Source organism: Amycolatopsis echigonensis, assembly GCF_002846615.1.
GTDB classification, from domain to species: Bacteria; Actinomycetota; Actinomycetes; order Mycobacteriales; family Pseudonocardiaceae; genus Amycolatopsis; species Amycolatopsis echigonensis.
Map to the genome: position 1 here is coordinate 1454719 of NZ_PJMY01000003.1, position 22193 is coordinate 1476911.

Here is a 22193-nt window from a genome sequence, read left to right on the forward strand (position 1 = left end):
GCGCTGATCCACCTGTCAGTAGGAGGTTCGACGATGGTCCGTCCTGCCCGCAGACCCGGCCGTTTGGCCACGGTGGCCGCCGCGCTCGCCGTGGCCGTGTCCGGGTTGTCGAGTGTCCCCGCCGCCGCGGCCGATCCGCCGCAATGGCAACGCCTCACCCCTCCCCTCACCACCCCGTGGACCAACCAGGTCTCCCCGACCAACGCGCTTCCCGAATACCCGCGCCCGCAGCTGACCCGCGACAACTGGCAAAACCTCAACGGCGTCTGGGAATTCTCCGCCGCCAAACCGGGCGACTCGCCGCCGATCAACCGCGGTCTCGACGAACGCATCCTCGTGCCTTATCCGGTCGAATCGGCGTTGTCGGGAATCATGCGGCACGAAACGTCGATGTGGTACCGGCGGACGTTCCAGGTGCCGAAGAACTGGCACGTAGGCGGCCGGGACCAGCGGCTGATCCTGCACTTCCAGGCGGTCGACTACGACACCACGGTGTGGGTCAACGGCCATCAGGTCGTCCACCACACCGGCGGTTACGACGCGTTTTCCGCGGACGTGACCAACGCGTTGACCACCGGGAAAGACCAGGAAGTCGTCGTCGGCGTCACGGATCCCAATGACGCGGGCGGGCAACCGCTCGGCAAGCAGCGCAAACCCGGCGACGGTATCTTCTACACCCCGACTTCCGGCATCTGGCAAACCGTCTGGATGGAACCGGTGACCCCGGCGTACATCTCGCGAGTGGACACCACGCCGGACGTCGCCAGCGGTTCGGTCACCGTGAACGCCGTAGTCGGCGGGCCGGTGAAACAACGCGTGCAAGCCATCGCGTACGACCACGGCCGAGTCGTCGGCGTCGCGTCCGGACCGGCGAACACTCCGTTGACGCTCAAGGTGAACAAGCCGCATCTGTGGACGCCGGACGATCCGTTCCTGTACGACCTGCGTGTCTCACTGTCCTCTGGGGACAGTGTCGGCTCGTACTTCGGCCTTCGGTCGATTTCCGTCGGCAAGACCGCCGACGGCAAGCAACGGATGATGCTCAACGGCAAGTTCGTGATGCAGCTCGGCCCGCTCGACCAGGGTTTCTGGCCGGACGGCATCTACACCGCACCGACCGACGCGGCGCTGAAGTTCGATCTGGAACAGGAAAAGGCGCTCGGCTTCAACATGGTCCGCAAGCACATCAAGGTCGAACCCGATCGCTGGTACTACTACGCGGACAAACTCGGTTTGATGGTGTGGCAGGACATGCCCGCGATGAAGGACGACATCGAGCCGACGCCCGCGTCGCAGGCGAACTTCGAATCCGAACTGCACCGGATGATCGACCAGCACCGCAGTTTCCCGTCGATCGTCACCTGGGTCCCGTTCAACGAGGGCTGGGGCGACTACGCCGTCGGCCGGATCGCCGACCAGGTCAAGGCCTGGGACCCCACGCGGCTCGTGGACGCGGAGTCCGGCGTCAACTGCTGCCGGTCCGAACCGGACAGCGGCCGCGGCGACATCTATGACGACCACACCTACACCGGTCCCGGAACCCCGGTGCCGGACGCGACCCGCGCCGCGGTCGACGGTGAATACGGCGGCCTCGGCCTCAAGGTCGACGGACACCAATTCGACCCGGCCGGCAGTTTCGCCTACGAAATGGAACCGGACAGCGCCACGCTCACCCGCCGCTACGCCGAACTCCAGCAACGTCTGCTGCTCGCGGGACGGCAATGCGGGGTCTCGGCAGGCGTGTACACGCAGACCACCGACGTGGAAAAGGAGGTCAACGGCTTCCTCACCTACGACCGTCAGGTGAAGAAGATGGACTTCGCCGCCGTCCGGGCCGCGAACCTATCGGTGATCAACGGCGTGGACGGTTCACCGCAACAAGGTCCGGTGATTCCGCCAGGCACGCCCGGCATCGACGGAATCGCCGCGTACCCGTTCGACGAGAACAGCGGCACCACGGCGGCGGACACCGTGGGCCACCACGACGCGACGCTCATCGGCGGCGCTTCCTGGACCGCCGGACACAGCGGTTCGGCCCTGGCGGTGAACGGCTCGGGCCAGTACGCGGACACCGGCGCCGCGCTGGTGAAGACCGACCTGAGCTACAGCGTCGCCGCGTGGGTGAAGTTCAACGCGGTCGGCGACGGTTTCCAGACCGTCGTGAGCCAGGACGGCGACGACCACAGCGCGTTCTTCCTGCAGTATTCCGGCGCGGACCACAAGCTGGCGTTCAGCTTCGTGGGCACACGGGCCCTCGCCCCGATCACGCCGGAAGCCGGACGCTGGTACCACCTGGTCGGAGTCCGGGATGCCGCTACCGGTCAGCTGGCGCTGTATGTGGACGGTCAACTGGCCGCGTCGCGCAGCGTTTGCCTGGGCGAGGCGTCCACCGGCCACACGGTGATCGGCCGCGGCAAGTACGGCGGGAACCCGGTCGACTTCCTCAACGGGGCGGTTGACCAGGTGCACGTGTACGACCGGGCGCTGTCCGCGGCGGAGGTGGCGAAGCTGTACGCCTCTTGAGCTCGGTGAACGGTTGCTGAGGAGCGCCTGGGCCTGCGAGTTCGCGGGTCCAGGCGCTTCTCTTTCCGGGTCCCCCGGGCCGGTGCCATTCCCGGATGCCAAGACAGCTTGGCGGGGCAAAAACGCGCCGGTCGGCTCGTGCCGTGCATCGGTCTGCCACCCTTGACTTGCCTTGCTTTTCCTCGCCGTGGCAAAGGTTTGCTGGTCCAGCGTCGAGTTGAAAGACCACACCGTCCCGCAAGTGAACTGGGCGCGGCGGCTGGCGTCATGTCGTGCTCGGCGAAGGCGGCTGCCTAGGGCTTGCCGGAGACTTCCTGCTTCGCCCGCACCCGCAGGTAACTCCAGATCACCAACGCGAACAAGATCAGGCTCGACAAAATCAGGCTGGTCCCGGTGCTCCACCCGCTGAACGGCAGCGACCGCACCGTCCCCCACACGATGCCCGCGGCCAGCAGAGCCAGCCCGGCCAGCACCGAACCGCCGATCCGCAGCGGCGAGGACACGCTGTCCTCCGCGGCTTGCATCGCCCGCGTCCGCACCGGGCCGACGAATCGTCGCAGTGCCGGGAACTCCGAGGCGAGCACCAGCAATCCGGCGAGCACCAGCAGCAGTCCCGGTCCCGGCAGCACGAGCAGCACGACCCCGACGATCACCAGCGCCCCGCCGACGACCGAGAAGAGCACCCGGCGCACTGGCTTCCCCAATCCCATCGGGCCAGTGTGCCGCCGGGCTCGCGGCACTGCCAGCCGGACTGTCCATACTGGACCCCGGCAGCGGATCGGCCGTTTTTGTCGGTGCCGGGTGCTTAGCTGCTCAGCGTGGCCGAATCACTTCCCGACCTCATCCGCCGCTGGCAGGCGGGATGGGGCGCGTCCCGAGGATTCCGGCCCGCCGAAGAAACTCGCGGCGGGCCGCGAGTCCTGCTCGAACAACCGGATCCGCACGGCGAAATCATCGCGCGGTCCGCCGAACCCGATGTGCATGGACCTTCCCTGAACCACCCGCGCCACCGTCCTCATCGTCCAGACCCCGGCAGGCAGACATGAACTGGCTCACCGACGCCCGAACGTCCTACGACACCGTGGCGGAGGACTACGCCACGTTCGTCCGCGACGCGCTCGGCAAACAGCCGTATCTGCTTGCCGCACTGCGGTTGTTCGCCGAACAAGTCAGCGACGGCCCGGTCGCGGACCTCGGTTGCGGCCCCGGCCAAGTGACCGCGCACCTCAACGAGCTCGGCGTAGCCGCGTACGGCGTCGACCTCTCCCCTGGCATGATCGAGGTGGCCCGGCGCGACTATCCGAAGCTGCGGTTCGAGGTCGGCTCGATGACCGACCCGCTGCCGACCGCGTCGCTGGCCGGGATCGTGGCGTGGCAGTCGGTCATCCACCTGCCCGACGACCGGCTCCCGGCCGTCCTCGCAAACTTCCGCCAAGCACTGCGTCCCAGCGGAGTGCTCCAACTGCTCTTCCACGTCGGCGACGAAACCCGGCTGAAGACCGAGGGTTACGGCGGCCACCCGATGAAGGTCCAGGTGCACCGCCGCCCGCGGGAACGCATGGCGAACTGGCTGCGCGACGCCGGGTTCGCCGTCGAGGCCGAACTGCTCCTCAACCCGGAAACCCCGGCGCCGCAGGCACTCTTGACCGCTCGGAGGCGTCAGTGACCAGCCAGCAACTGCTCGAACGACACCGACGCGTACTCGTCGTCCGGTTTCGCCTCAGGTGCCGCCGAGACCATCTGGGCCAGCTCGCGGCCCGCCCGCTCCACGCGCTGCTGCAACGCACCCGTCGCCTCGACGCTGCCCCAGTCCGACGACGCCGCGTACACGCCCGTCGGGACCACAGTCGCGCGAAGGTAGGCGAAGAGCGGCCGCAGCGCGAAGTCGAGCGCGAGCGAATGCCGTTCCGTACCGCCCGTCGCCGCGAGCAGCACCGGCTTGCCGTCGAGTGCTTCCTTGTCCAGCACGTCGAAGAACGATTTGAACAGCCCGCTGTAGGAAGCGGTGAACACGGGCGTCACGGCGATCAAGCCGTCGGCGCGCGTCACGGTGTCGATCACTTCCCGCAGCTGCGGGCTGGGGAACCCGGTGAGCATGTTGTTGGTGACGTCCACCGCGATGTCGCGGAGTTCGAACACCTTCACCGTCACGTCGTCGTCGACCAGGGCGGCGCGGGTGGCCTCGGCCAGCCGGTCGGCCAGCAGCCGCGTCGACGACGGCTGGCTCAGCCCCGCGGTGACCACGGCGATAGTGCGTGCAGTCATGACCTCTCCACTAAGTCCGGCGAGCCCAGGTCAAGCGGTGACGGTCTGGGCTTCGCGAGCCGCCTTGAGCGATTCGTGCGTGGGCGCGTCCGGCACGTGCGCCGGGCGCTTCGCGTCCAGTTCCTTGCGCAGCACCGGCACGACCTCTTCGCCGAGCAGGTCGAGCTGCTCCAGCACGGTCTTGAGCGGCAGGCCGGCGTGGTCCATCAGGAACAGCTGGCGCTGGTAGTCGCCGAAGTGCTCGCGGAAGGTCAGCGTCTTGTCGATGACCTCCTGCGGGCTGCCGACGGTCAGCGGCGTCTGCTCGGTGAAGTCCTCCAGCGACGGCCCGTGCCCGTACACCGGCGCGTTGTCGAAGTACGGCCGGAACTCGTTCCACGCGTCCTGCGACTTCGGCCGGATGAACGCCTGCCCGCCGAGCCCGACGATGGCCTGGTCGGCCTTGCCGTGCCCGTAGTGCTCGTAGCGCTGCCGGTAGAACGCGATCAGCTGCTGGAAGTGCGAGGTCGGCCAGAAGATGTGGTTCGCGAAGAACCCGTCGCCGTAGTAGGCGGCCTGTTCGGCGATCTCCGGGCTGCGGATCGAACCGTGCCACACGAACGGCGGCACGCCGTCGAGCGGGCGCGGCGTCGAGGTGAAGCCCTGCAGCGGGGTGCGGAACTTGCCCTGCCAGTCGACGACCTCCTCGCGCCACAACTGGTGCAGCAGCGCGTAGTTCTCGACGGCCAGCGGGATGCCCTGGCGGATGTCCTGCCCGAACCACGGGTAGACCGGGCCGGTGTTGCCGCGGCCCATCATCAGGTCGAGCCGCCCGTCGGCCAGGTGCTGCAGCATGGCGTAGTCCTCGGCCAGCCGCACCGGGTCGTTGGTGGTGATCAGGGTGGTCGACGTCGAGAGGACGATCTTCTCGGTCTGCGCCGCGATGTTCGACAGCAGCACGGTGGGGTTCGCCGGCGCGGCGAACGGCGGATTGTGGTGCTCGCCGACGGCGAAGACGTCGAGGCCGACCTCTTCGGCCTTGAGCGCGATCTTGACCATCGCCTTGATGCGCTCGTGCTCCGTGGGCGTGACGCCCGTGGTGGGGTCGGTCGTGACGTCGCCCACCGAGAAGATTCCGAACTGCATGACCGCTCCCTAGCCGGTTCGTTCTGTCCTTGCTTGTCGGCACAACTACTCGCGTGGAAGATGTATTCCTCCAGGACTATACCGGTGACCTGGGACACGCTGCCGGACCCCATCGGGGGCGCAGCGGCCCGATCCTGTCGGGGGGTGCGGATATCCTGCAGTACGGTGACGGCCCGGGGCCCCTGCTCCGGCCGCCTGTTTGCCCACCGAACAGCTCGCCTCGATCCGGGAGAACGACCTCGTGACTGCTGAGACTCTGTACGGGGCCGACGACCTGACCCACCTCGAAGGACTCGAGGCGGTCCGCAAGCGCCCCGGGATGTACATCGGCTCCACCGACAGCCGTGGCATCAACCACCTGTTCTCCGAGGTCGTCGACAACTCCACCGACGAGGGCGTGGCCGGTCACGCGACGCGCATCGTCGTCACGCTGCACGCCGACGGCAGCGTCCAGGTGGACGACGACGGCCGCGGCATCCCCACCGGCGTCCACGCCAAATCCGGCCTTTCCGGCGTCGAACTGGTGCTGACCCGGCTGCACGCCGGCGGCAAGTTCGGCGGCTCCGGGTACAAGACGTCCGGCGGTCTGCACGGCGTCGGCGCTTCCGCGGTGAACGCGCTCTCGCACCGGTTCGACGTCACGGTGAAGCAGAACGGCAAAGTGCACCAGATGTCGTTCGCGCACGGCGTGCCCGGCGTGTTCGACGGCCCCGGCCCGAAGGCGAAGTTCACCCGCCGCTCCGGGCTCAACCTCGTCGGCAAGATGAAGCGCGGCGAGCGCAGCGGCACGTCCATCCGCTACTGGTACGACGCGCGGTACTTCGAAACCGGCGCGGCGCTGGACGTCGAAGGCGTGCGCACGAAGCTGCGCAACACCGCGTTCCTCGTGCCGGGCGTCACGTACGTGCTGCGCACCGCGTTCGAGGACACCATCAACGAGGAGACCTTCCACTTCCCGAACGGGCTGGCGGACATGGTCGACTTCCTCGCCCCGGACAGCGAAAAACCGGTCTGCGGCACGCTGATGATCACCGGCGAGGGCACGTACAAGGAGAACGCCGCGGACGCCAACGGCGTCATGCAGTCCAATGTGGAGCGACACGCCGAGGTCGAGGTCGCGCTGCGCTGGGGCACCGGCTACGAGCGCACCGTGGAGTGCTTCACCAACACGATCCGCAACGTGCACGGCGGCACGCACCGGCGCGGCTTCGACCGCGCGGTCACCCGCGCGCTGCAGGACGTGATCGGCAAAACGCGCGGGCTGCTCAAGCCGAAGGAGGACCCGCCGACCACCGAGGACGTGCTGGAGGGCATGACCGCGGTGATCCACGTCCGGCTGCCGGAACCGCAGTTCACCTCGCAGACCAAGGACGAACTGTCGACCGCGGGCATCACGCGCGTCCTCCAGGGCATCGTCGACAAGCAGCTGCGGGCTTGGACCGAGGACCGGAAAACCAAGTCCGAGGCCAAGATCGTGCTGCAGAAGGTGGTCGACGCGGCACGCGTGCGGCTCGCCCAGAAACAGCAGAAGGACGCCGCTCGGCGCAAGACCGCGCTCGAGGGCGCGGCGATGCCGCCGAAGCTGGTCGACTGCCGCACCACCGGCGTCTCGCGCAGCGAACTGTTCCTGGTCGAGGGCGACAGCGCGCTCGGCTCGGCGCGGATGGCGCGGGTGTCGGAGTACCAGGCGCTGCTTCCGTTGCGCGGCAAGATCCTCAACGTGCAGAAGGCGTCTCTCGGCGACACGCTGAAGAACGCCGAGATCTCGTCGATCGTGCAGGTGCTCGGCGCGGGCACCGGCCGCACGTTCGATCTGTCGACGATGCGCTACGGCCGCGTGATCCTGATGGCGGACGCGGATGTCGACGGTTCGCACATCCGCACGCTGCTGATCACGCTGTTCGCGAAGTACATGCGCCCGGTGATCGAGGACGGCAGGCTGTACGCGGCCATGCCGCCGCTGCACAAGGTCACCACGAAGGGCCGCGGTGCGGAGACCTTCTTCACCTTCTCCCAGCGCGAGATGGAGCAGAAGGTCGCCGAGCTCGAGGCGGCGGGCAAGCAGGTCGTCACGCCGGTGCCGCGGTTCAAGGGTCTCGGCGAAATGGACGCCGACGAACTGTGGGAAACCACGATGAACCCGGCGACGCGCTCGGTCCGGCGGATCACGCTCGAGGACGTCGAGGCCGCGGAGCTGGCGCTGGAGCTGCTGATGGGCGAGAAGGTCGAGCCGCGGCGCAACTGGCTGGTCGAATCGTCCGACCGCGTCGACCGCGACGCCATCGACGTCTGAGTTTTCCGTTCGTTCCCAAGGAGTTGTGAGCCATGGCTCGCCGTAGCAAGACCCCGGTGACCCGGGTCGACCCGAGCGCGTTCGACTCGCCGGGCGCGCAGGTCTTCGACAACCCGCTGAAGACGGAGATCGAGGACTCGTACCTGGAATACGCGTATTCGGTGATCCACTCGCGCGCCCTCCCGGACGCGCGAGACGGCCTGAAGCCGGTGCACCGCCGGATCCTGTTCTCGATGAACGAGAACGGCTACCGCCCGACGCACGCGTACGTGAAGTCGTCGCGCGTGGTCGGCGACGTCATGGGCAAGTACCACCCGCACGGCGACGTGGCGATCTACGACGCGATGGTCCGGCTGGCGCAGGACTTCTCGATGAACGCCCCGCTGATCGACGGGCACGGAAACTTCGGCAGCCCGGACGACGGACCGGCCGCCTCGCGGTACACCGAGGCCCGGATGTCGCCCGAAGCGATGCTGCTCGTCGGCGAGCTCGGCGAGGACACCGTCGACTTCCGGCCGAACTACGACGGTTCGCTCGAAGAGCCCTCGGTGCTGCCCGCCGCGTACCCGAACCTGCTGGTCAACGGCACGTCCGGGATCGCGGTCGGCATGGCGACCAACATGATCCCGCACAACCTCGGCGAGGTGATCGGCGCCGCGCGGTGGCTGATCAACCATCCGAACGCCACGCTCGACAAGCTGATGGAGTTCGTCCCCGGCCCCGACCTGCCGACCGGCGGCAGCCTGCTGGGACTGGACGAGGTCCGCAAGGCCTACGAAACCGGCCGCGGCGTCGTGCGGATGCGCGCGAACGTCGAGACCGGCCCGCTGGAGGGCAGCCGCGGACGGCAGGCCATCACGGTCACCGAGCTGCCGTACGGCGTCGGCCCGGAGAAGGTGATCGAGAAGATCACCGACGAGGTCAACAAGTCCAAGCGGCTCACCGGAATCGCGGACGTCAAGGACCTCACCGACCGCGAGAACGGCACCCGGCTCGTCATTGAATGCAAGGTGGGCGTCAACCCGCAGGCGCTGCTGGCTGATTTGTATCGCCTCACGCCGCTGGAGCAGTCGTTCGGCATCAACAACCTGGTGCTCGTCGACGGGCAGCCGCAGACGCTCGGACTGAAGGCGCTGCTGGAAGTCTTCCTGAAGCACCGCTACGAGGTCGTCACGCGGCGCACGCGCTACCGCCGCCGCAAGCGCGAAGAGCGCCTGCACCTGGTCGACGGCCTGCTGATCGCGCTGCTGAACATCGACAAGGTCATCCGGCTGATCCGCGAGAGCGAGAACGCGGCCGCCGCGAAGGACGGCCTGATGACGAAGTTCAAGCTGTCCGAGATCCAGGCGACCTACATCCTGGACACTCCGCTGCGCCGGCTCACGAAGTACGACCGCCTGGAGCTGGAAAGCGAACAGGACAAGCTGCGCGAGGAAATCGCGGAACTGACCACGATCCTCGAGGACGAGTCGGTCCTGAAGAAGCTCGTGTCGACGGAACTGGCGAAGATCGCCAAGGACTTCCCGACCGGACGTCGCACCCGCCTCATCGACGGTGACTTGAAGGAAGTCCTGGCCGCGTCGAAGCCGTCCGGCCCGCTGGAAGTCGCGGACGACCCGTGCCAGGTGATCCTGTCGGCCACCGGTCTGGTCGCCCGCACCGCGGCGGAATCCGAAGAGGCGTCGGAAGTCCGCCGCCGAAACGGCCGCGTAAAACACGATGCCGTATCAGCCGTCGTGCACACCACCGCGCGCGGCCAGGTGCTGCTGGTGACCAGCCGAGGCCGCGCGTTCAAGACGGACGTGCTGCCCCTGCCCGTGCTCCCCGAACAAGCAGGCACAGTCTCGCTGCGCGGCGGGATGGCGGCAAAAGAACTGGTGCCGCTGGAAAAGGGCGAGCGGGTCGTCGGCATCGCGCCGTTGGGGGAGCAGGCAGGCAACTCGCCAGGCCTGGCCATCGGCACCCGCGGCGGCGTGGTGAAGGTCTGCGCGCCGGACTGGCCGGTGCGCTCGGACGAATTCGAGGTCATCAGCCTCAAGCCCGGTGACGAGATCGTCGGCGCGACCTGGCTGACCGACGGAAACGAAACGCTGGCCTTCATCTCGTCGGACTCGTCCCTGCTGCGCTTCGCCGCGAGCCTGATCCGCCCGCAAGGCACGAAGAGCGGCGGCATGGCAGGCATGAAACTGGCCGCGAACGCCACCGCGGTCTTCTTCGGAGCCATCCGCACCGACGACGAAGAACACGGCGAACCGATGGTCGTGACGGCAACGGGACAGAGCGTCAAGGTCACGCCCTTCAGCGAATACCCAGCGAAGGGCCGAGCCACCGGCGGCGTGCGAGCCCACCGCTTCCTCAAGGGAGAAACCGAAGTCCAGGTCGCCTGGGTAGGCCCCCGCCCAGCAGGCGCGAGCCGCACCGGTGACCCAGTGGAACTCCCCGAAGCAGACCTCCGCCGCGACGGCTCAGGCCACGCCCACCCCGGCCCAGAAGTAGTAGGCCACCTCATCGAACGCGGCTAGCCAAAACGGCGCGACCCAGGACCACACCGGGGCGCACCCACCCGCCGCCATGCTTGACGGGAACCCTGAGGGACTCTGCTCCCCTCAGGGTTCCTCTCACGGCCCCCTCGCTACCCGTGAAGCCCCCTTCACGGCCTTGGATTCCCTCGGCAGGGCCTTGGGCACGATGGACGCGCGGCCGAGGCACGTTCACCGAGGCCGAAGGACCTCGCAAGCCCACGCTGGCTGCGGCGCGGCGCGGGACGACGCGGCACAGGGCCGTCGTCTGTGCGGGCTCCAACCCGCACAGACCACCACCCAACCGCCGCCGACGCACCCACCGATCCCGGCACCCACCCCACCCCCACACCCCGATACGAAGCCAAAAACACGGCGCGGGGGTGCTTGGCAAGGCATCTTTCCCGCCTTGACAAGCACCCCCGCGCCGTAGTGACAATCAAGCTTCGGGGTGCCCCACGCAACCACCACCCCCGAAGGGGGCGTCAGCCCCCGAACCGCTCCGCCCCACCGAAGCCCACTCCATCCACAATGGACTCAACAGCAAGACCAGACCCCGCCCCTCACCGACCCAACCCCAACGACACGACCCCTCTTCACCCACGACGGATTCACCAGCAGAACCCTCACCGATCCGAACGCAACGACGCCGGATCAAAGTCTTCCCAGTCCTCCACAGTGGACTCAGCCACAGCCGAAGCAGGAAACCGCCTCTCCCCCAACCGTTCCCCCCTCAACCGCTGAAACTCCTCCACCGTCATCCCCGGATCGTCATCAGCAGCACGAGCCGGAGCCGCCCGCCCGGACAACGCCTCCACCAGCAACCCCGCCTCCTCCCCCAGCAATAACCCCACCCGGTTGAAACAATCCTGCTCAGCCTCAGCCATAGCCACCCGAACCACCTCAAGCACCACAGCCGAAACCCGCGAAGGATCCCACTGCGCCACCGAAGGCGATAGCCACAACCGCTTCAACGCTCCCAGCGCATCCACGGTCACCTCAACCGACCCATCCACCGCATGAGCCGACCCGCGCGCTTCCGCCATCAACGAAGCGACCTGCCCCAACGCAGCCTCGCGAGAACGGGCCAGCTCGATAAGTTCCCGGGTCTTCACCACGTCACCGGCTCTTCGTCATAGAAATCCGGATCATCCTCACTCAACGCCGTATACCCCAACGCAGCCACCGCTTCCGCGCCCAGCACCGGCGACAAAACCTGATGCATCCGATCCCCGGCCCGCCGCTCGGCCCGCCGAGACAACTCCACAATCTGCGCGGCAACCGCCTCCGAGCCGCTCCGCAACGCAGCCCGAGTCACCGTCAGCCCCGTCAACAACCCGCCAGGCGCGACCTCGACCGAAACCCCGCCCGCAGCAGCCTTCCCGACCACCGGCCCGGCGCGCTCGAACCGAGCAGCAGCGGCATCCCCGGCCCGGGAGGCCTCCTCCATCACCCGCGCCACCGCGCGGTCCATGTCGAATTCAGCCACCACTCACCCCGTCGGCCGGTAAAATCCGATGAACTGCTGTCCGGCGTTGGTCGTGCGGATCTTGCTGATCTGCACCGGATCCCCGGCCTCGACCATCTGCCCGTCGCCGATCACCATCGCGACGTGCCCGGACCACACCACCAAATCCCCCGGCAGCAACTGGTCGATCGACGGCACTTCAGCCCCGACAGTCTGCTGCCGCGCGATCCGGGGCAACTGCAGCCCAGCGTCCTGATAGGACGTCATGGTCAACCCGCTGCAGTCGAGTCCTTGCCCGCGCGCGGTGCCGCCCCACACATACGGCACGCCCAGCTGGGACAACGCCGCCCGCACCGCTTTGGCCGCGGTTTCGTTCGGCGCCATCACGGTTTTCCCGCCCGGCAGGTTGATCCCGACCCCGCTGCCCGGCTGCGGTGGAACAGCCACCGGCAACCGCGGTTTCCCGGCGAACCCGCCGCCACCACCCCCACCGCTGTCGCCTCCACCGCTGTGGCTGACGTGCGCGCCGTTGGTGTTGAACGCCTGCGGCACCGAGGTCGTCGCGCTGCTCGCGGAAGTCGATTCCGACCCGCCGAGCCGTCGCCCCAGCCCGGTCAGCTTCCCGAGCGTCTCCTCGGTGAACGTGGCCGCTTGTCCGGTCAACTGCCCGATCTTCGTTTGCAGCTGCAGCAGAATCTGCCGGGCCGCGGCCGCGCGGCTCTCCGGCGGCTGAATCCCGTTGACCGCCGCCAGCGCCTTCATCGAGGACGCGATCTCGCGCAGAATCTCGTCCCGCACCTGATCGTTGCGGATCTCACCGACGTGCAGCGTCTCCGCGGCCTCCGCGACCGCTCCTTCGATTTCCGCGCTCTCGTCGAGAAGGTCCTGGACTTCCTTCTCCAGATCCTTCGACGTCGCGACCGCGCGTTCCGAGGTCGCCCCGGAACTGGCCGCCGCCAGATTCACCCGCTGAGTGCCCGCGTGCTGATTGGCCCGGCCAACGGACGTCTGCAGCGCGACCTGCCCGTCGCGCGCGCCGTTGATCGCCGCCGGATCGTGCTTAAGCTTCGCGGCAAACTGTTTCGTGGTGTCCAGGCCGTTCCGGACCAGATGGTCGACCGGAGCGTTCACGAAAGCCTGCGCACAGCGTCGCCGTGTTCCTGCTCAACGGCGGCGTAATTGACCTGCGTGCGCCGAGCGGCCTCGCCGACGTCGTGCCAGCCGCCGCCGAGCACGTGCATCCGTTCCTGCAGCGCCCGCATCCGCGCGCCATACGCGCCGGCGAACCCGGATTCGTCCCCGATCGCGGAGAACCCGTCGCCGGACAGCGTCACGTGCGGACCGATATACGCCTTCGCGGCGGACCGCACCTCGTCGCCAAGTGGGTCGACCTGCTTCGCGTAGTTCTCGTACGCGCCGTCGTCGACATGAAAACCGGACACAACCCGCCCCTCCCCTGAGCCCTGCGGCCCAGGTTAGCGGACGGATTGTGCCCGGACAGGCGAAATGACCGAATCAGGTCAGCCGTTGAGAACCTTCGTCAGCCAGTCCCCCGAAGCGGGAATGGCCTTGCCGTTGACCGCGACCGTCGGCGTCCCGAAGCCGATCTGGCCGTTGCCGAAGTCCTGCTGCAGCTTCGGGTCGCTCTGGATCTGCTGAAACGCCGTCTGCAGCTGCTGGTCGTAGGTGCCGGCGTTGACCGTCTGCGCGAACTTCGGATCGGTGATCCCCAGGTCCTGGCCGAGCTTGATCAGCTGGGCCTTGTCGTACCCGCGGCCGCCTTCCTGCGGCTGGTTCTTGAACAGCGCGTCGTGGAACGCGGTGAACTTCTGCTCGTCGGCAGCGGCGAGCGCGGCGTTCGCCGAGTCGAGCGAGTAGCCCGGCGGGTCCGAGTTCTTGTTGAGCAGGATCACCATGTGGTAGCGCACGGTGAGCTGCCCGCTGTTGATCGCCTGCTCCATCCGCGGCCCGTAGTCCTGCTGCAGCTTGGCGCAGTACGGGCACAGGAAGTCGGCGTAGAGGTCGATGGTCTTCGGCGCGCCCGGCTTGCCGACCGACACCACGACGCCGTCGCGCTTCTCGACGACGCCCGGCCCGAGCGCCGTGGGCGTGCCCGCCGGGATCGCGTTGTCCTGCGTCGCGTTCTTGCTGGAGTTGATCCAGAGCACGCCGCCGATCACGAGCGCGGCGATCACCACGACGGCCACCACCACCGCGATGATCTTGTTCCGGTCGCTTCCCGAGCCCCGCGCCTGGGCGACCGACCTCGCGGCCGCCGCCTGCTGACGGCTTTTCCGCGCGTTGCGCGCAGCTCCACCCACTGTTCCTAGTTCCCTTCCGCGATGCTCTTGGGGTAGTCGTCCGAGGCCCCGCCGGAGTTCCGGCCCTTGCCCCAGCCGAGCCAGCCGTCGACCGAAAGCCACGTGCGCGGCCGGGCGAGCAGCCACACCGCGAGCAGGGCGAAGCCGGCGTCACGCAGGATCTCCTGCGGGTATTCGGTCTGCCCGGCGTTCACGCGCCCGCCGCCGCCGAAGCAGCCGCAGTCGATGCTCAACCCGCGCGCCCATGACTGCGCGATGCCCGCGACGAGCACGGCCAGCAGCACGAGCGAGACGCCCGCGACCCAGCGCGTGGCCAGCCCGGCGAGCAGCAGCAGCCCGAGCACCAGCTCCAGCAGCGGCAGCCCAGTGGCGACCGGGCGCACCAGCGCGTGCGGGAGCACGTCGTAGGCCTGCACGGCGATGTACGTCTGCCCCGGGTCGGCGATCTTCAGACCGCCGGACACGAGCCACACGGCAGCCAGCCCGAGCCGGGCGAGCGTGCCGATGGTGTCGAGTACAGGTTGGGGCAGTCGGCGCACGCGCTTAGGCTAACCGTCTGACCTGAGAACCATGTGAGCAGCCAACCGGCGAAGCGGAGGCACCGATGCGGATTCGCGCACTGGTTGCCGCGCTGTTTCTGCTGGTCAGCTGCGTGTCCTGCGGATCGTCGACGGTATCCAAGGACGATCCGCTTCCCACCCGGGCGCGTGACGGCAACCACCTGACCATCGGGATCCGGTTCGACGCGCCCGGCCTTTCGCAGCGGACGGTCGACGGCAGGTTCACCGGTTTCGACGTCGACGTCGCTACTTTCGTCGCGCGCGAACTGGGGGTCGACCCGGACCACATCACCTGGCACGAGACGACCCCGGCCCGCCGCGAGACCGACCTCACGTCGGGCGCGGTCGACCTGGTCGTGGCCACCTACTCGATCACCGACAAGCGGAAACAGCAGGTGAGCTTCGCCGGCCCGTACTTCGTCACCGGCCAGGACCTGCTGGTGCGGCTCACCTCGCCGGACATCACCGGCCCGGAAAGCCTCAACGGCAAGCGGCTCTGCTCGGTCACCGGCTCGACGCCCGCGCAGATGGTGAAGGACAAGTTCGCGCAGATGGTGAAGCTGGTCGAGTACCCCCGCTATCCGGACTGCGTCACCGCGCTGCTGGCCAACCAGGTCGACGCGGTGACCACGGACGCGGTGATCCTCGCCGGGTACGTCGCGCAGAATCCGGAGCTGCTGAAGGTGGTCGGCCGCCCGTTCTCCACCGAGCGGTACGGCATCGGCCTGCGCAAGGGCGACACCGAGGGCCAGCACGCGGTGGACGACGCCATCCGGAAGATGGTGTCGACCGGGGCCTGGCGGAAGTCGCTGGAGGCGAACATCGGGCCGTCGAACTACCCGTTGCCGAATCCACCGGAGATCACCGAGCAGTGACCGACCTAGCCTCGCTGCCGGACCTGCCCGTCCGCGCGGTGCTGCCGTCCGTGCTGAGCGCGCTCGACGACCACGGAGCCGCGGTGCTCGTCGCCCCGCCCGGCACCGGCAAGACCACTCTCGTGCCGCTCGCGCTGAACCGCGGCGAAGGACGCGTCGTGGTCGCCGAACCCCGTCGGCTCGCTGCGCGGGCCGCGGCTGGGCGGATGGCCGCGCTGCTGGGCGAACCGGTCGGCGAGACGGTCGGGTACGCGGTGCGCGGCGACCGGAAGGTGTCTTCGCGCACGCGGATCGAGGTGGTCACGTCCGGGCTGCTGGTACGGCGGGTGCAGCACGATCCCGAACTGGCCGGGGTGTCGACGGTCCTGCTGGACGAATGCCACGAACGCCATCTCGACGCTGACCTGCTGCTCGCCTTGCTCCTCGACGTCCGCGCCGGGTTGCGCGACGACCTGCGGCTGCTCGCGACGTCGGCGACCGTCGCGTCCGGACGGCTGGCCGAACTGCTCGGCGACGCTCCGGTCATCACCGCACACGCCCGCACGTATCCGGTCGAGCTGAGCTACCGCGCTCCGGCGCGCGGGGAACGTCCGGAAGCCGCGGTCGCGTCGGCGGTCCGGAAAGCACTGTCCGAGGGAGACGGTGATGTGCTCGCGTTCCTCCCTGGTGCCGGGGAAATCGCGCGCGCGTCGGCGTTGCTGAGTTCGCTGGACGCAGATGTGCTGCCACTGCACGGACGGCTTTCCGCTGCCCGACAGGACGAAGCATTGCGGCCACGGGACCGGCGGCGAGTAGTTCTCGCGACCGCCGTCGCCGAGTCGAGCCTGACCGTTCCGGGCGTCCGCGCGGTCGTGGATTCCGGTCTCGCCCGCGTCCCCCGGGTCGATCATCGACGCGGTCTTGCCGGGCTCGCCACGGTGCGGGTTTCGGCTGCGGTGGCGGAACAACGCGCTGGCCGGGCAGGTCGCGAAGCACCTGGCCGGGCGTACCGCTGCTGGCCGGAGCACGAGCAAGCGACGCTGCCCGCATACCCGGAGCCGGAAATCCGCACCGCCGAACTCGCGCGGTTCGCGTTGGAGCTCGCCTGCTGGTCCACTCCGGACGGAACCGGCCTGGCCTGGTGGGACCCGCCCGGCGAAGGTGCGCTCGCCGCCGCGCGAAGCCTGCTCGTCACCCTCGGCGCGACCACGGCCGACGGTGCTGTCACGCCGCGCGGGCAGAAAATGGCCGACCTCGGCTTGCATCCTCGTCTCGCGCGCGCGTTGCTGGACGGCGCTGAGGCCGTCGGAGCCCGTGCCGCCGCGGAAGTCGTCGCGCTGCTCGATGCCGCAGCGACGCTCACCGATGTCGAAGCCGAACTGCGCCGGCTCCGTTCCGCGCACGACGACGCGGCCCGTCGATGGCAACGGGACGCGAAACGCTTGGCCTCACTGGTCAATTCGCCAGCCTCCGGGGCCCCGGACGCGGCGTTGGTCGTCGCCCTCGCGCATCCGGAACGCTTGGCGCGGCGGCGCACGGGATCGGCACCGGTGTATCTGATGGCCAGCGGCACCGCGGCCGAACTGCCCAGCGGAAGCGGACTGGGTGACGCTGAATGGCTGGCCGTCGCCGAAGCCACCCGCGACCCGGGCCGCGTGCACGGCACGATCCGGCTCGCCGCGACCGCCGACGAAGCGCTGGCCGTCCGAGCCGCGCCGACCCTCGTGTCCGAAGCGGACGAAGTGCATTGGGACGGCGATGTCGTCGCCCGGCACGTGCGTCGGCTGGGCGCGATCGTGTTGTCCGAAAAGCCTTTGCGCAACCCAGATCCGCAGAAAGTCCACGACGCAGTGGTCACCGGACTCCGCACGGAAGGCCTCGGTTTGCTGCGGTGGACCCAGGACGGTACCCGTCTCCGCGAACGTCTGGCCTTCCTGCACCGCGTACTGGGCGATCCTTGGCCGTCCGTGGATGACGAGAATCTTCTGTCTGATGTAGACAGTTGGCTGGATCTCTCGCGGGTTCGCCGCCGAGCCGATCTGGCGAACATCGACGCCGGAACTGCCCTGCGCGGCCTGCTCCCCTGGCCCGAAGCAGCGCGGCTCGACGAACTCGCTCCGGACCGGCTCGAAGTCCCGTCCGGTTCGCACTACCGCGTGGACTACCACGGCGACCAGCCCGTGCTCGCGGTGAAGCTGCAGGAGACGTTCGGCTGGACCGAAACGCCGTCGCTCGCCGACGGTCGCGTGCCGGTCGTGCTGCACCTGCTGTCGCCCGCCGGTCGCCCAGCCGCGGTCACCGCGGATCTCGAATCCTTCTGGCGCACCGGGTACGCCGCCGTCCGCGCCGATCTCCGCGGTCGTTACCCGAAGCATCCGTGGCCGGAGGACCCCGCGACCGCCAAGCCGACCCGGCACACCACCCGCCGGTCCCGCTGACCCCTGCCTAAAGTCGAGGTCGGCCCGGGACGGCCGGCTGATGTCCACGCACGCCGCGCGGGCGCAGACTTCGCCGTACGATCACGTTTCGCGGATTGACGAAGCGCTACGGCCAGAAACCGGTGGTCAACGGCCAGCGCGGGCAAGTCCACCACTATGCGGATGACTGTCGGCCTCGACCGGCCGGACTCCGGTGACGCACTGATCCGCGGCAAACCGTATGCGGAACTACGGTTTCCGCTGCGGGAAGTCGGTGCGCTGCTGGATGCGGAAGCCGTGCACCCCGCCGCGCGGGGAAGCATCTGCTCGCGATGGCGCGCAGCAACGGAATCGCCGCGAGCCGGGTCGAGGAAGTGCTCGCGCACGGTCGTCGCGAGCAAGCGCACCGGCACGTTCTCCCTCGGCGTGAGCCAGCACTGCTGAACCGCCGCGACGCCTGAACCGGTCAGGCGTGCGGCAATCCCAGTCCGGCAAGGACTGCACGGGCTCCGGCGACCAGTTCGGCTTCGGTCGGCGGGTTGACGGAGCCCGTGCCCGCTAACGCGTCGAAGATCGATCCGTCGAGCCAGCCGATCAGCACTCGCGTGTGGTCCTCCGGGGTGGGTGACCCAGCCGCGGCGAGTACCTCCGCGCACCGCCGACGCAACTCCAGCCCGCCAACGTCGTATCGAGCCCGCAACTCCGGCCGTCGCGTCGATTCCAGCGCGAATTCGTAGCGCGCGAGCATCCGGGTGCGCCCGACGGTGATCGACCGGTGGACCATCGCCCCGAGGAACTCCGCGAGCGTCCCCGCCGGCGGCGCGACCTCGGCCTGGTCGAGCGCGATCATCCGGTCCGCGGCCAGTTCGAGCAGCGCCGCCCGCGTGCGCGCGTAGTACGACGTCGAGCCCGGAGGCAGCCCGGCCGCCCGGTCGACGGCGCGATGGGTCAGTCCCCGCATGCCCTCGGCCGCGATGACCTCGATGGCCGCGTCACCGATCACCGCTGTCCGCTCCACCCCGCCACACTACAGGTGTAGAGTCCTCTACAGACGTAGAGGAGGGTGGCATGGCTCAGCGACACGCGATCGTGGTCGGCGGCGGCATCGGCGGATTGGGCGCGGCGATCGGCCTGCGCAAGGTCGGCTGGCAGGTCACGGTGCTGGAGCGCGCGCCGGAGTTCACGGCCATTGGCGCGGGAATCTCCTTGTGGCCCAACGCGCAGCGGGCATTAGCCGAATTGGGCGTCAAACCGCGGATCTCCGCACAGCGCGGCGGCGGCCTGGTCGATTGGCGCGGGCGTCGGCTGGCCAACTGGGACGCGGACCTCTTCGTGCGCAGCCACGGATTGCCTCTGGGCGCGACGCACCGGGCGAACCTGATCGAAACGCTGCGGTCAGCGTTGCCGGACGAATGCCTGCGGACCGGAGTCGAGGTGACGAGCGTCGAGCAGAACGGCTTGGTGCACCACGACTCCGGCTCGATCGAAGCGGACCTGATCGTGGCGGCCGACGGAATCCACAGCCCGATCCGGCAGGCGCTTTTCCCGTCCGCACGTGTGGCGTACAGCGGTGGTGCGGCGTTCCGCGGCATCGCCAAACTGCCGCTGAAGCCCACCTTGAGCACGACATGGGCGGCGGGAATCGAAATCGGCGTCCTACCCCTGCTGGACGACGAGGTGTACTGGTGGGTCTCCGAAGCCCGCCCAGCCGGGATCCGGCATGCCGACGTCCACGCCTACCTGAGCGCGAAGTACGGCCGCTGGCACGACCCGATTCCGCAGCTCATCGACACCACCCCGGAAATCCTGCTGCACGACACGCATCACCTGGCAACGCCGCTGCCCAGCTACACCCGCGGCCGCATCGCGCTCCTCGGGGACGCCGCGCACGCGATGCCGCCGTTCCTGGGACAAGGCGGCTGCCAGGCACTGGAGGACGCGGTGGTGCTGGCTTCACACGTCAAAGAGTCCACAGTGGACGAAGCGCTCCGTCGTTATGACGCGGAACGTCGCCCACGCACGCAGAAGGTCGCGAAGGCCTCCATTCAAGCCGGCGCCAGCGGGCCGCTGCTCCGCAACCCGGCAGCGGTCGCGCTCCGGTCGGCCTTCACCCGGCTGTTGCCCGCGGCGGTCACCACCCGGGTGGGAGCCAGCATCAGTCGTTGGCAACCGCCAGCACTCAGCTAGAGCGATCCGAGGACGCGAGGAGCGCGTTCGCGGTGTCGATGATCGTTGGCTCAACAGGGCGGGATTTCCAGCCGAGTCGAGTACGCGCCTTGCTGCTGTCGACGAGCCTGGTGCGGCCGAGTTCGAAGCGCAGCATCGCCATCGGCGGGTTTCGCCGGGCAAGGAGTTTGACGACGAAGTCAGGCAGGGCGCGAGCGGGCACCTTCGCGGCTTGCTCCGCAAGGTTCTCGCGCAGGGTGCGGGCGATGTCGGTCGTTCCGGGCCGGTTCGCCGCGCCGAGCGGCAGTCCCTACAGGAGCGTCGCCAGAAGGCGGTCAGTTCGAGCGTCAGCGGAACCGCGTCGCCTCCCGCATTCCGCTGGCGCTACAGGGACAGTCCGATTCGTCACCACTGCCGAAGGTCAAGGGCGCGATCGTGCTGCCTAATGTTTATGTCAAGCAGCGGTAGCCGTGGTGTGTCGGTAGTCGGCCTGGTAAGGCTGGCGGGTGCGCAGGAGCGCGTAGAGGACGTTGATGCGTCGTCGGGCCAGCGCGATCAGTGCCTGGTGATGGCGCTTCCCTTCGGCGCGTTTGCGCTGGTAGAAAGCTTTGCTGAGTGGGTCGGTGCGGATCGCGCAGAACGCGGACTGGTAGAAGATGAACTTCAGGTGTTTGCTGCCGGCGGTGGCTCGCCGCAGGTAGTTCATCTTCCCGGACTGCTGCAGGACCGGCGCGAGGCCGGCGGCCGAAGCGAGCTGATCGGCGCTGGCGAAGCGGTCCAGGTTTCCTGCCTCCGCGAGGAATTCCGCGGTCAGGGTGGCCCCCATCCCCGGCAGGCTTCGGACGAGGGCCGCGTCAGGGTGGCGGTCGAGCCCGTCGGCGATCTGGTTCTCCAGTTCGCCGATGCGGTGCCGGGCCGCGATCGCGTCGGTGGCGAACTCGCGGGCGAACTCGGCCATGCGCTTCTGCCCGGGAACGATCACATGCTGGGCCTGAGCGGCCGCAATCGCCTTGCCTGCCAAGGGTTCGGCATAGCTGCGGCGGACGCCCGCGGCCAGCATGTGATCGATCAGGCCGTCGCGTCCGGCTTCGCGGACCTCTTCCGGTGTGACGAAGCGGACCAGAAGCCGCAGGTCGCTGAGGTTGGTCACGTCCACGACGCGTTCCAGGCCGGGGAAGAACCCGGCCAGGGTTTCGCGCAGCCGGTTGAGGCGGCGGGTCTGATCGATGACGAGTTCACGGCGTCGGGAGACCAGCATCCGCAGGTCGAGGGTGATGTCGTCCTCGGCGGTGACGATGCGCCAGTCGTCGCGCAGGCGCAGCTGGTCGGCGATGGTGGCCGCGTCGCGGGGATCGGATTTGGCTTCGCCGCCCTTGCTGGCGCGGCGGGCTCGGTTGACCACCAGGCCCGGGACGTGGACCAGGCGGACACCTGCCTCCAGCAGCATGGCGGTCAGCAAGCTGGCCACTCCGCCCATCAGGTCGATCGCGGCGGTGAGCTCGCCGTGCTCGGCTTCGGCCTGGCGCAGCTGGGCGATCAGGGCGTCGATGCTGTCCGGGTCGTTGTCGACGCGCCGGGAGAGCAGGACTTTCCCGGTCTCGGCGGCGACGATCGCGACCCAGTGGAACTCCTTGGCGACATCGATGCCTGCTTTTACTGCCATCGAACCTCCGGTCGATCAC

19 protein-coding genes and 1 pseudogene are annotated in these 22193 nt (G+C 68.6%); 8 read left to right on the forward strand and 12 right to left on the reverse strand.

Features of this window, described 5'->3' with window-relative positions:
* Positions 1-33 precede the first annotated feature (33 nt).
* A complete protein-coding gene (locus tag ATK30_RS11375) occupies positions 34-2523 on the forward strand; it encodes a LamG-like jellyroll fold domain-containing protein (RefSeq protein ID WP_101435584.1) in 2490 nt (829 codons plus the stop codon).
* 293 nt (positions 2524-2816) lie between these two features.
* Here the strand turns inward: ATK30_RS11375 and ATK30_RS11380 are convergent, their stop codons facing one another.
* Positions 2817-3233: a PGPGW domain-containing protein gene (locus tag ATK30_RS11380; RefSeq protein WP_101435585.1), complete on the reverse strand. Its 417-nt coding sequence runs from the start codon at positions 3231-3233 to the stop codon at positions 2817-2819.
* A gap of 332 nt (positions 3234-3565) precedes the next feature.
* On the opposite strand from ATK30_RS11380, the gene ATK30_RS11390 reads away from it, so the two are divergent.
* A complete protein-coding gene (locus tag ATK30_RS11390) occupies positions 3566-4189 on the forward strand; it encodes a class I SAM-dependent methyltransferase (RefSeq protein ID WP_101435586.1) in 624 nt (207 codons plus the stop codon).
* Here the strand turns inward: ATK30_RS11390 and ATK30_RS11395 are convergent.
* Together ATK30_RS11395 and ATK30_RS11400 are read right to left on the reverse strand one after the other, a co-directional pair.
* A complete protein-coding gene (locus ATK30_RS11395; RefSeq protein WP_101435587.1) occupies positions 4183-4788 on the reverse strand; it encodes an FMN reductase in 606 nt (201 codons plus the stop codon). The two genes, ATK30_RS11390 and ATK30_RS11395, sit on opposite strands and share 7 nt — an antisense overlap.
* Before the next feature lie 30 nt (positions 4789-4818).
* Positions 4819-5913 carry an LLM class flavin-dependent oxidoreductase gene (locus ATK30_RS11400; RefSeq protein ID WP_101435588.1) on the reverse strand — a complete coding sequence of 365 codons (1095 nt, stop codon included), beginning with the start codon at positions 5911-5913 and terminating at the stop codon, positions 4819-4821.
* A 241-nt stretch (positions 5914-6154) separates the two neighbouring features.
* On the opposite strand from ATK30_RS11400, the gene ATK30_RS11405 reads away from it, so the two are divergent.
* Positions 6155-8206: a DNA gyrase/topoisomerase IV subunit B gene (locus ATK30_RS11405; RefSeq protein ID WP_101440752.1), complete on the forward strand. Its 2052-nt coding sequence runs from the start codon at positions 6155-6157 to the stop codon at positions 8204-8206.
* A gap of 32 nt (positions 8207-8238) precedes the next feature.
* Positions 8239-10728, forward strand: a complete 2490-nt coding sequence (locus tag ATK30_RS11410; protein WP_101435589.1) for a DNA gyrase/topoisomerase IV subunit A — start codon at positions 8239-8241, stop codon at positions 10726-10728.
* A 623-nt stretch (positions 10729-11351) separates the two neighbouring features.
* On the opposite strand, the gene ATK30_RS11415 is transcribed toward ATK30_RS11410, so the two are convergent.
* From ATK30_RS11415 to ATK30_RS11440, 6 genes are all read right to left on the reverse strand, one after another.
* Complete coding sequence (locus ATK30_RS11415; RefSeq protein WP_101435590.1) at positions 11352-11843, reverse strand: YbaB/EbfC family nucleoid-associated protein; 492 nt, start codon at positions 11841-11843, stop codon at positions 11352-11354.
* Positions 11837-12217: a hypothetical protein gene (locus ATK30_RS11420; protein WP_101435591.1), complete on the reverse strand. Its 381-nt coding sequence runs from the start codon at positions 12215-12217 to the stop codon at positions 11837-11839. The genes ATK30_RS11415 and ATK30_RS11420 overlap by 7 nt, the downstream gene beginning before the upstream one ends.
* Positions 12218-13324 carry a C40 family peptidase gene (locus ATK30_RS11425; RefSeq protein WP_101435592.1) on the reverse strand — a complete coding sequence of 369 codons (1107 nt, stop codon included), beginning with the start codon at positions 13322-13324 and terminating at the stop codon, positions 12218-12220. It lies immediately after the preceding gene.
* A complete protein-coding gene (locus tag ATK30_RS11430) occupies positions 13321-13635 on the reverse strand; it encodes a hypothetical protein (protein WP_101435593.1) in 315 nt (104 codons plus the stop codon). Before ATK30_RS11430 ends, ATK30_RS11425 begins: the two co-directional genes overlap by 4 nt.
* Positions 13636-13713: 78 nt before the next feature.
* On the reverse strand, positions 13714-14514 hold the full coding sequence (locus tag ATK30_RS11435; protein ID WP_101435594.1) for a DsbA family protein: 801 nt from the start codon (positions 14512-14514) through the stop codon (positions 13714-13716).
* A 5-nt stretch (positions 14515-14519) separates the two neighbouring features.
* The gene (locus tag ATK30_RS11440) at positions 14520-15020 is read right to left on the reverse strand and encodes a MauE/DoxX family redox-associated membrane protein (protein WP_167442155.1); all 501 of its coding nucleotides are present in this window, start codon (positions 15018-15020) and stop codon (positions 14520-14522) included.
* A gap of 98 nt (positions 15021-15118) precedes the next feature.
* Between ATK30_RS11440 and ATK30_RS11445 the strand changes: the two genes are divergently transcribed.
* The 3 genes and pseudogenes from ATK30_RS11445 to ATK30_RS11455 all read left to right on the forward strand — a co-directional run.
* Complete coding sequence (locus tag ATK30_RS11445) at positions 15119-15949, forward strand: glutamate ABC transporter substrate-binding protein (protein WP_101435595.1); 831 nt, start codon at positions 15119-15121, stop codon at positions 15947-15949.
* A complete protein-coding gene (gene hrpB / locus ATK30_RS11450) occupies positions 15946-18366 on the forward strand; it encodes an ATP-dependent helicase HrpB (protein ID WP_167441882.1) in 2421 nt (806 codons plus the stop codon). The genes ATK30_RS11445 and hrpB overlap by 4 nt, the downstream gene beginning before the upstream one ends.
* Before the next feature lie 80 nt (positions 18367-18446).
* A pseudogene (locus ATK30_RS11455) lies at positions 18447-18780 on the forward strand (P-loop NTPase family protein); the annotation flags it as partial.
* Between the two features lie 31 nt (positions 18781-18811).
* Here the strand turns inward: ATK30_RS11455 and ATK30_RS11460 are convergent.
* Positions 18812-19363 (reverse strand): TetR/AcrR family transcriptional regulator, encoded by a 552-nt coding sequence (locus ATK30_RS11460; protein WP_101435596.1) that lies wholly within the window; start codon positions 19361-19363, stop codon positions 18812-18814.
* Positions 19364-19413: 50 nt separating this feature from the next.
* Here ATK30_RS11460 and ATK30_RS11465 point away from each other — a divergent pair, with 50 nt between their 5' ends.
* A complete protein-coding gene (locus ATK30_RS11465) occupies positions 19414-20532 on the forward strand; it encodes an FAD-dependent monooxygenase (RefSeq protein WP_101435597.1) in 1119 nt (372 codons plus the stop codon).
* On the opposite strand, the gene ATK30_RS11470 is transcribed toward ATK30_RS11465, so the two are convergent.
* Positions 20525-20734 (reverse strand): hypothetical protein, encoded by a 210-nt coding sequence (locus ATK30_RS11470; protein ID WP_183126618.1) that lies wholly within the window; start codon positions 20732-20734, stop codon positions 20525-20527. The genes ATK30_RS11465 and ATK30_RS11470 overlap by 8 nt on opposite strands.
* 231 nt (positions 20735-20965) lie before the next feature.
* Positions 20966-22174: an IS110 family RNA-guided transposase gene (locus ATK30_RS11475; RefSeq protein ID WP_101433892.1), complete on the reverse strand. Its 1209-nt coding sequence runs from the start codon at positions 22172-22174 to the stop codon at positions 20966-20968.
* Between the last annotated feature and the right edge of the window lie 19 nt (positions 22175-22193).

Excerpts from the sequence above, each read along its gene's own strand:
- ATK30_RS11445 (WP_101435595.1), top strand. The coding sequence starts at position 15,119 with ATGCGGATTCGCGCACTGGTTGCCGCGCTGTTTCTGCTGGTCAGCTGC.
- ATK30_RS11465 (WP_101435597.1), top strand. The coding sequence starts at position 19,414 with ATGGCTCAGCGACACGCGATCGTGGTCGGCGGCGGCATCGGCGGATTG.
- ATK30_RS11380 (WP_101435585.1), bottom strand. The coding sequence starts at position 3,233 with ATGGGATTGGGGAAGCCAGTGCGCCGGGTGCTCTTCTCGGTCGTCGGC.
- ATK30_RS11390 (WP_101435586.1), top strand. The coding sequence starts at position 3,566 with ATGAACTGGCTCACCGACGCCCGAACGTCCTACGACACCGTGGCGGAG.
- ATK30_RS11400 (WP_101435588.1), bottom strand. The coding sequence starts at position 5,913 with ATGCAGTTCGGAATCTTCTCGGTGGGCGACGTCACGACCGACCCCACC.
- ATK30_RS11410 (WP_101435589.1), top strand. The coding sequence starts at position 8,239 with ATGGCTCGCCGTAGCAAGACCCCGGTGACCCGGGTCGACCCGAGCGCG.
- ATK30_RS11395 (WP_101435587.1), bottom strand. The coding sequence starts at position 4,788 with ATGACTGCACGCACTATCGCCGTGGTCACCGCGGGGCTGAGCCAGCCG.
- ATK30_RS11375 (WP_101435584.1), top strand. The coding sequence starts at position 34 with ATGGTCCGTCCTGCCCGCAGACCCGGCCGTTTGGCCACGGTGGCCGCC.
- ATK30_RS11475 (WP_101433892.1), bottom strand. The coding sequence starts at position 22,174 with ATGGCAGTAAAAGCAGGCATCGATGTCGCCAAGGAGTTCCACTGGGTC.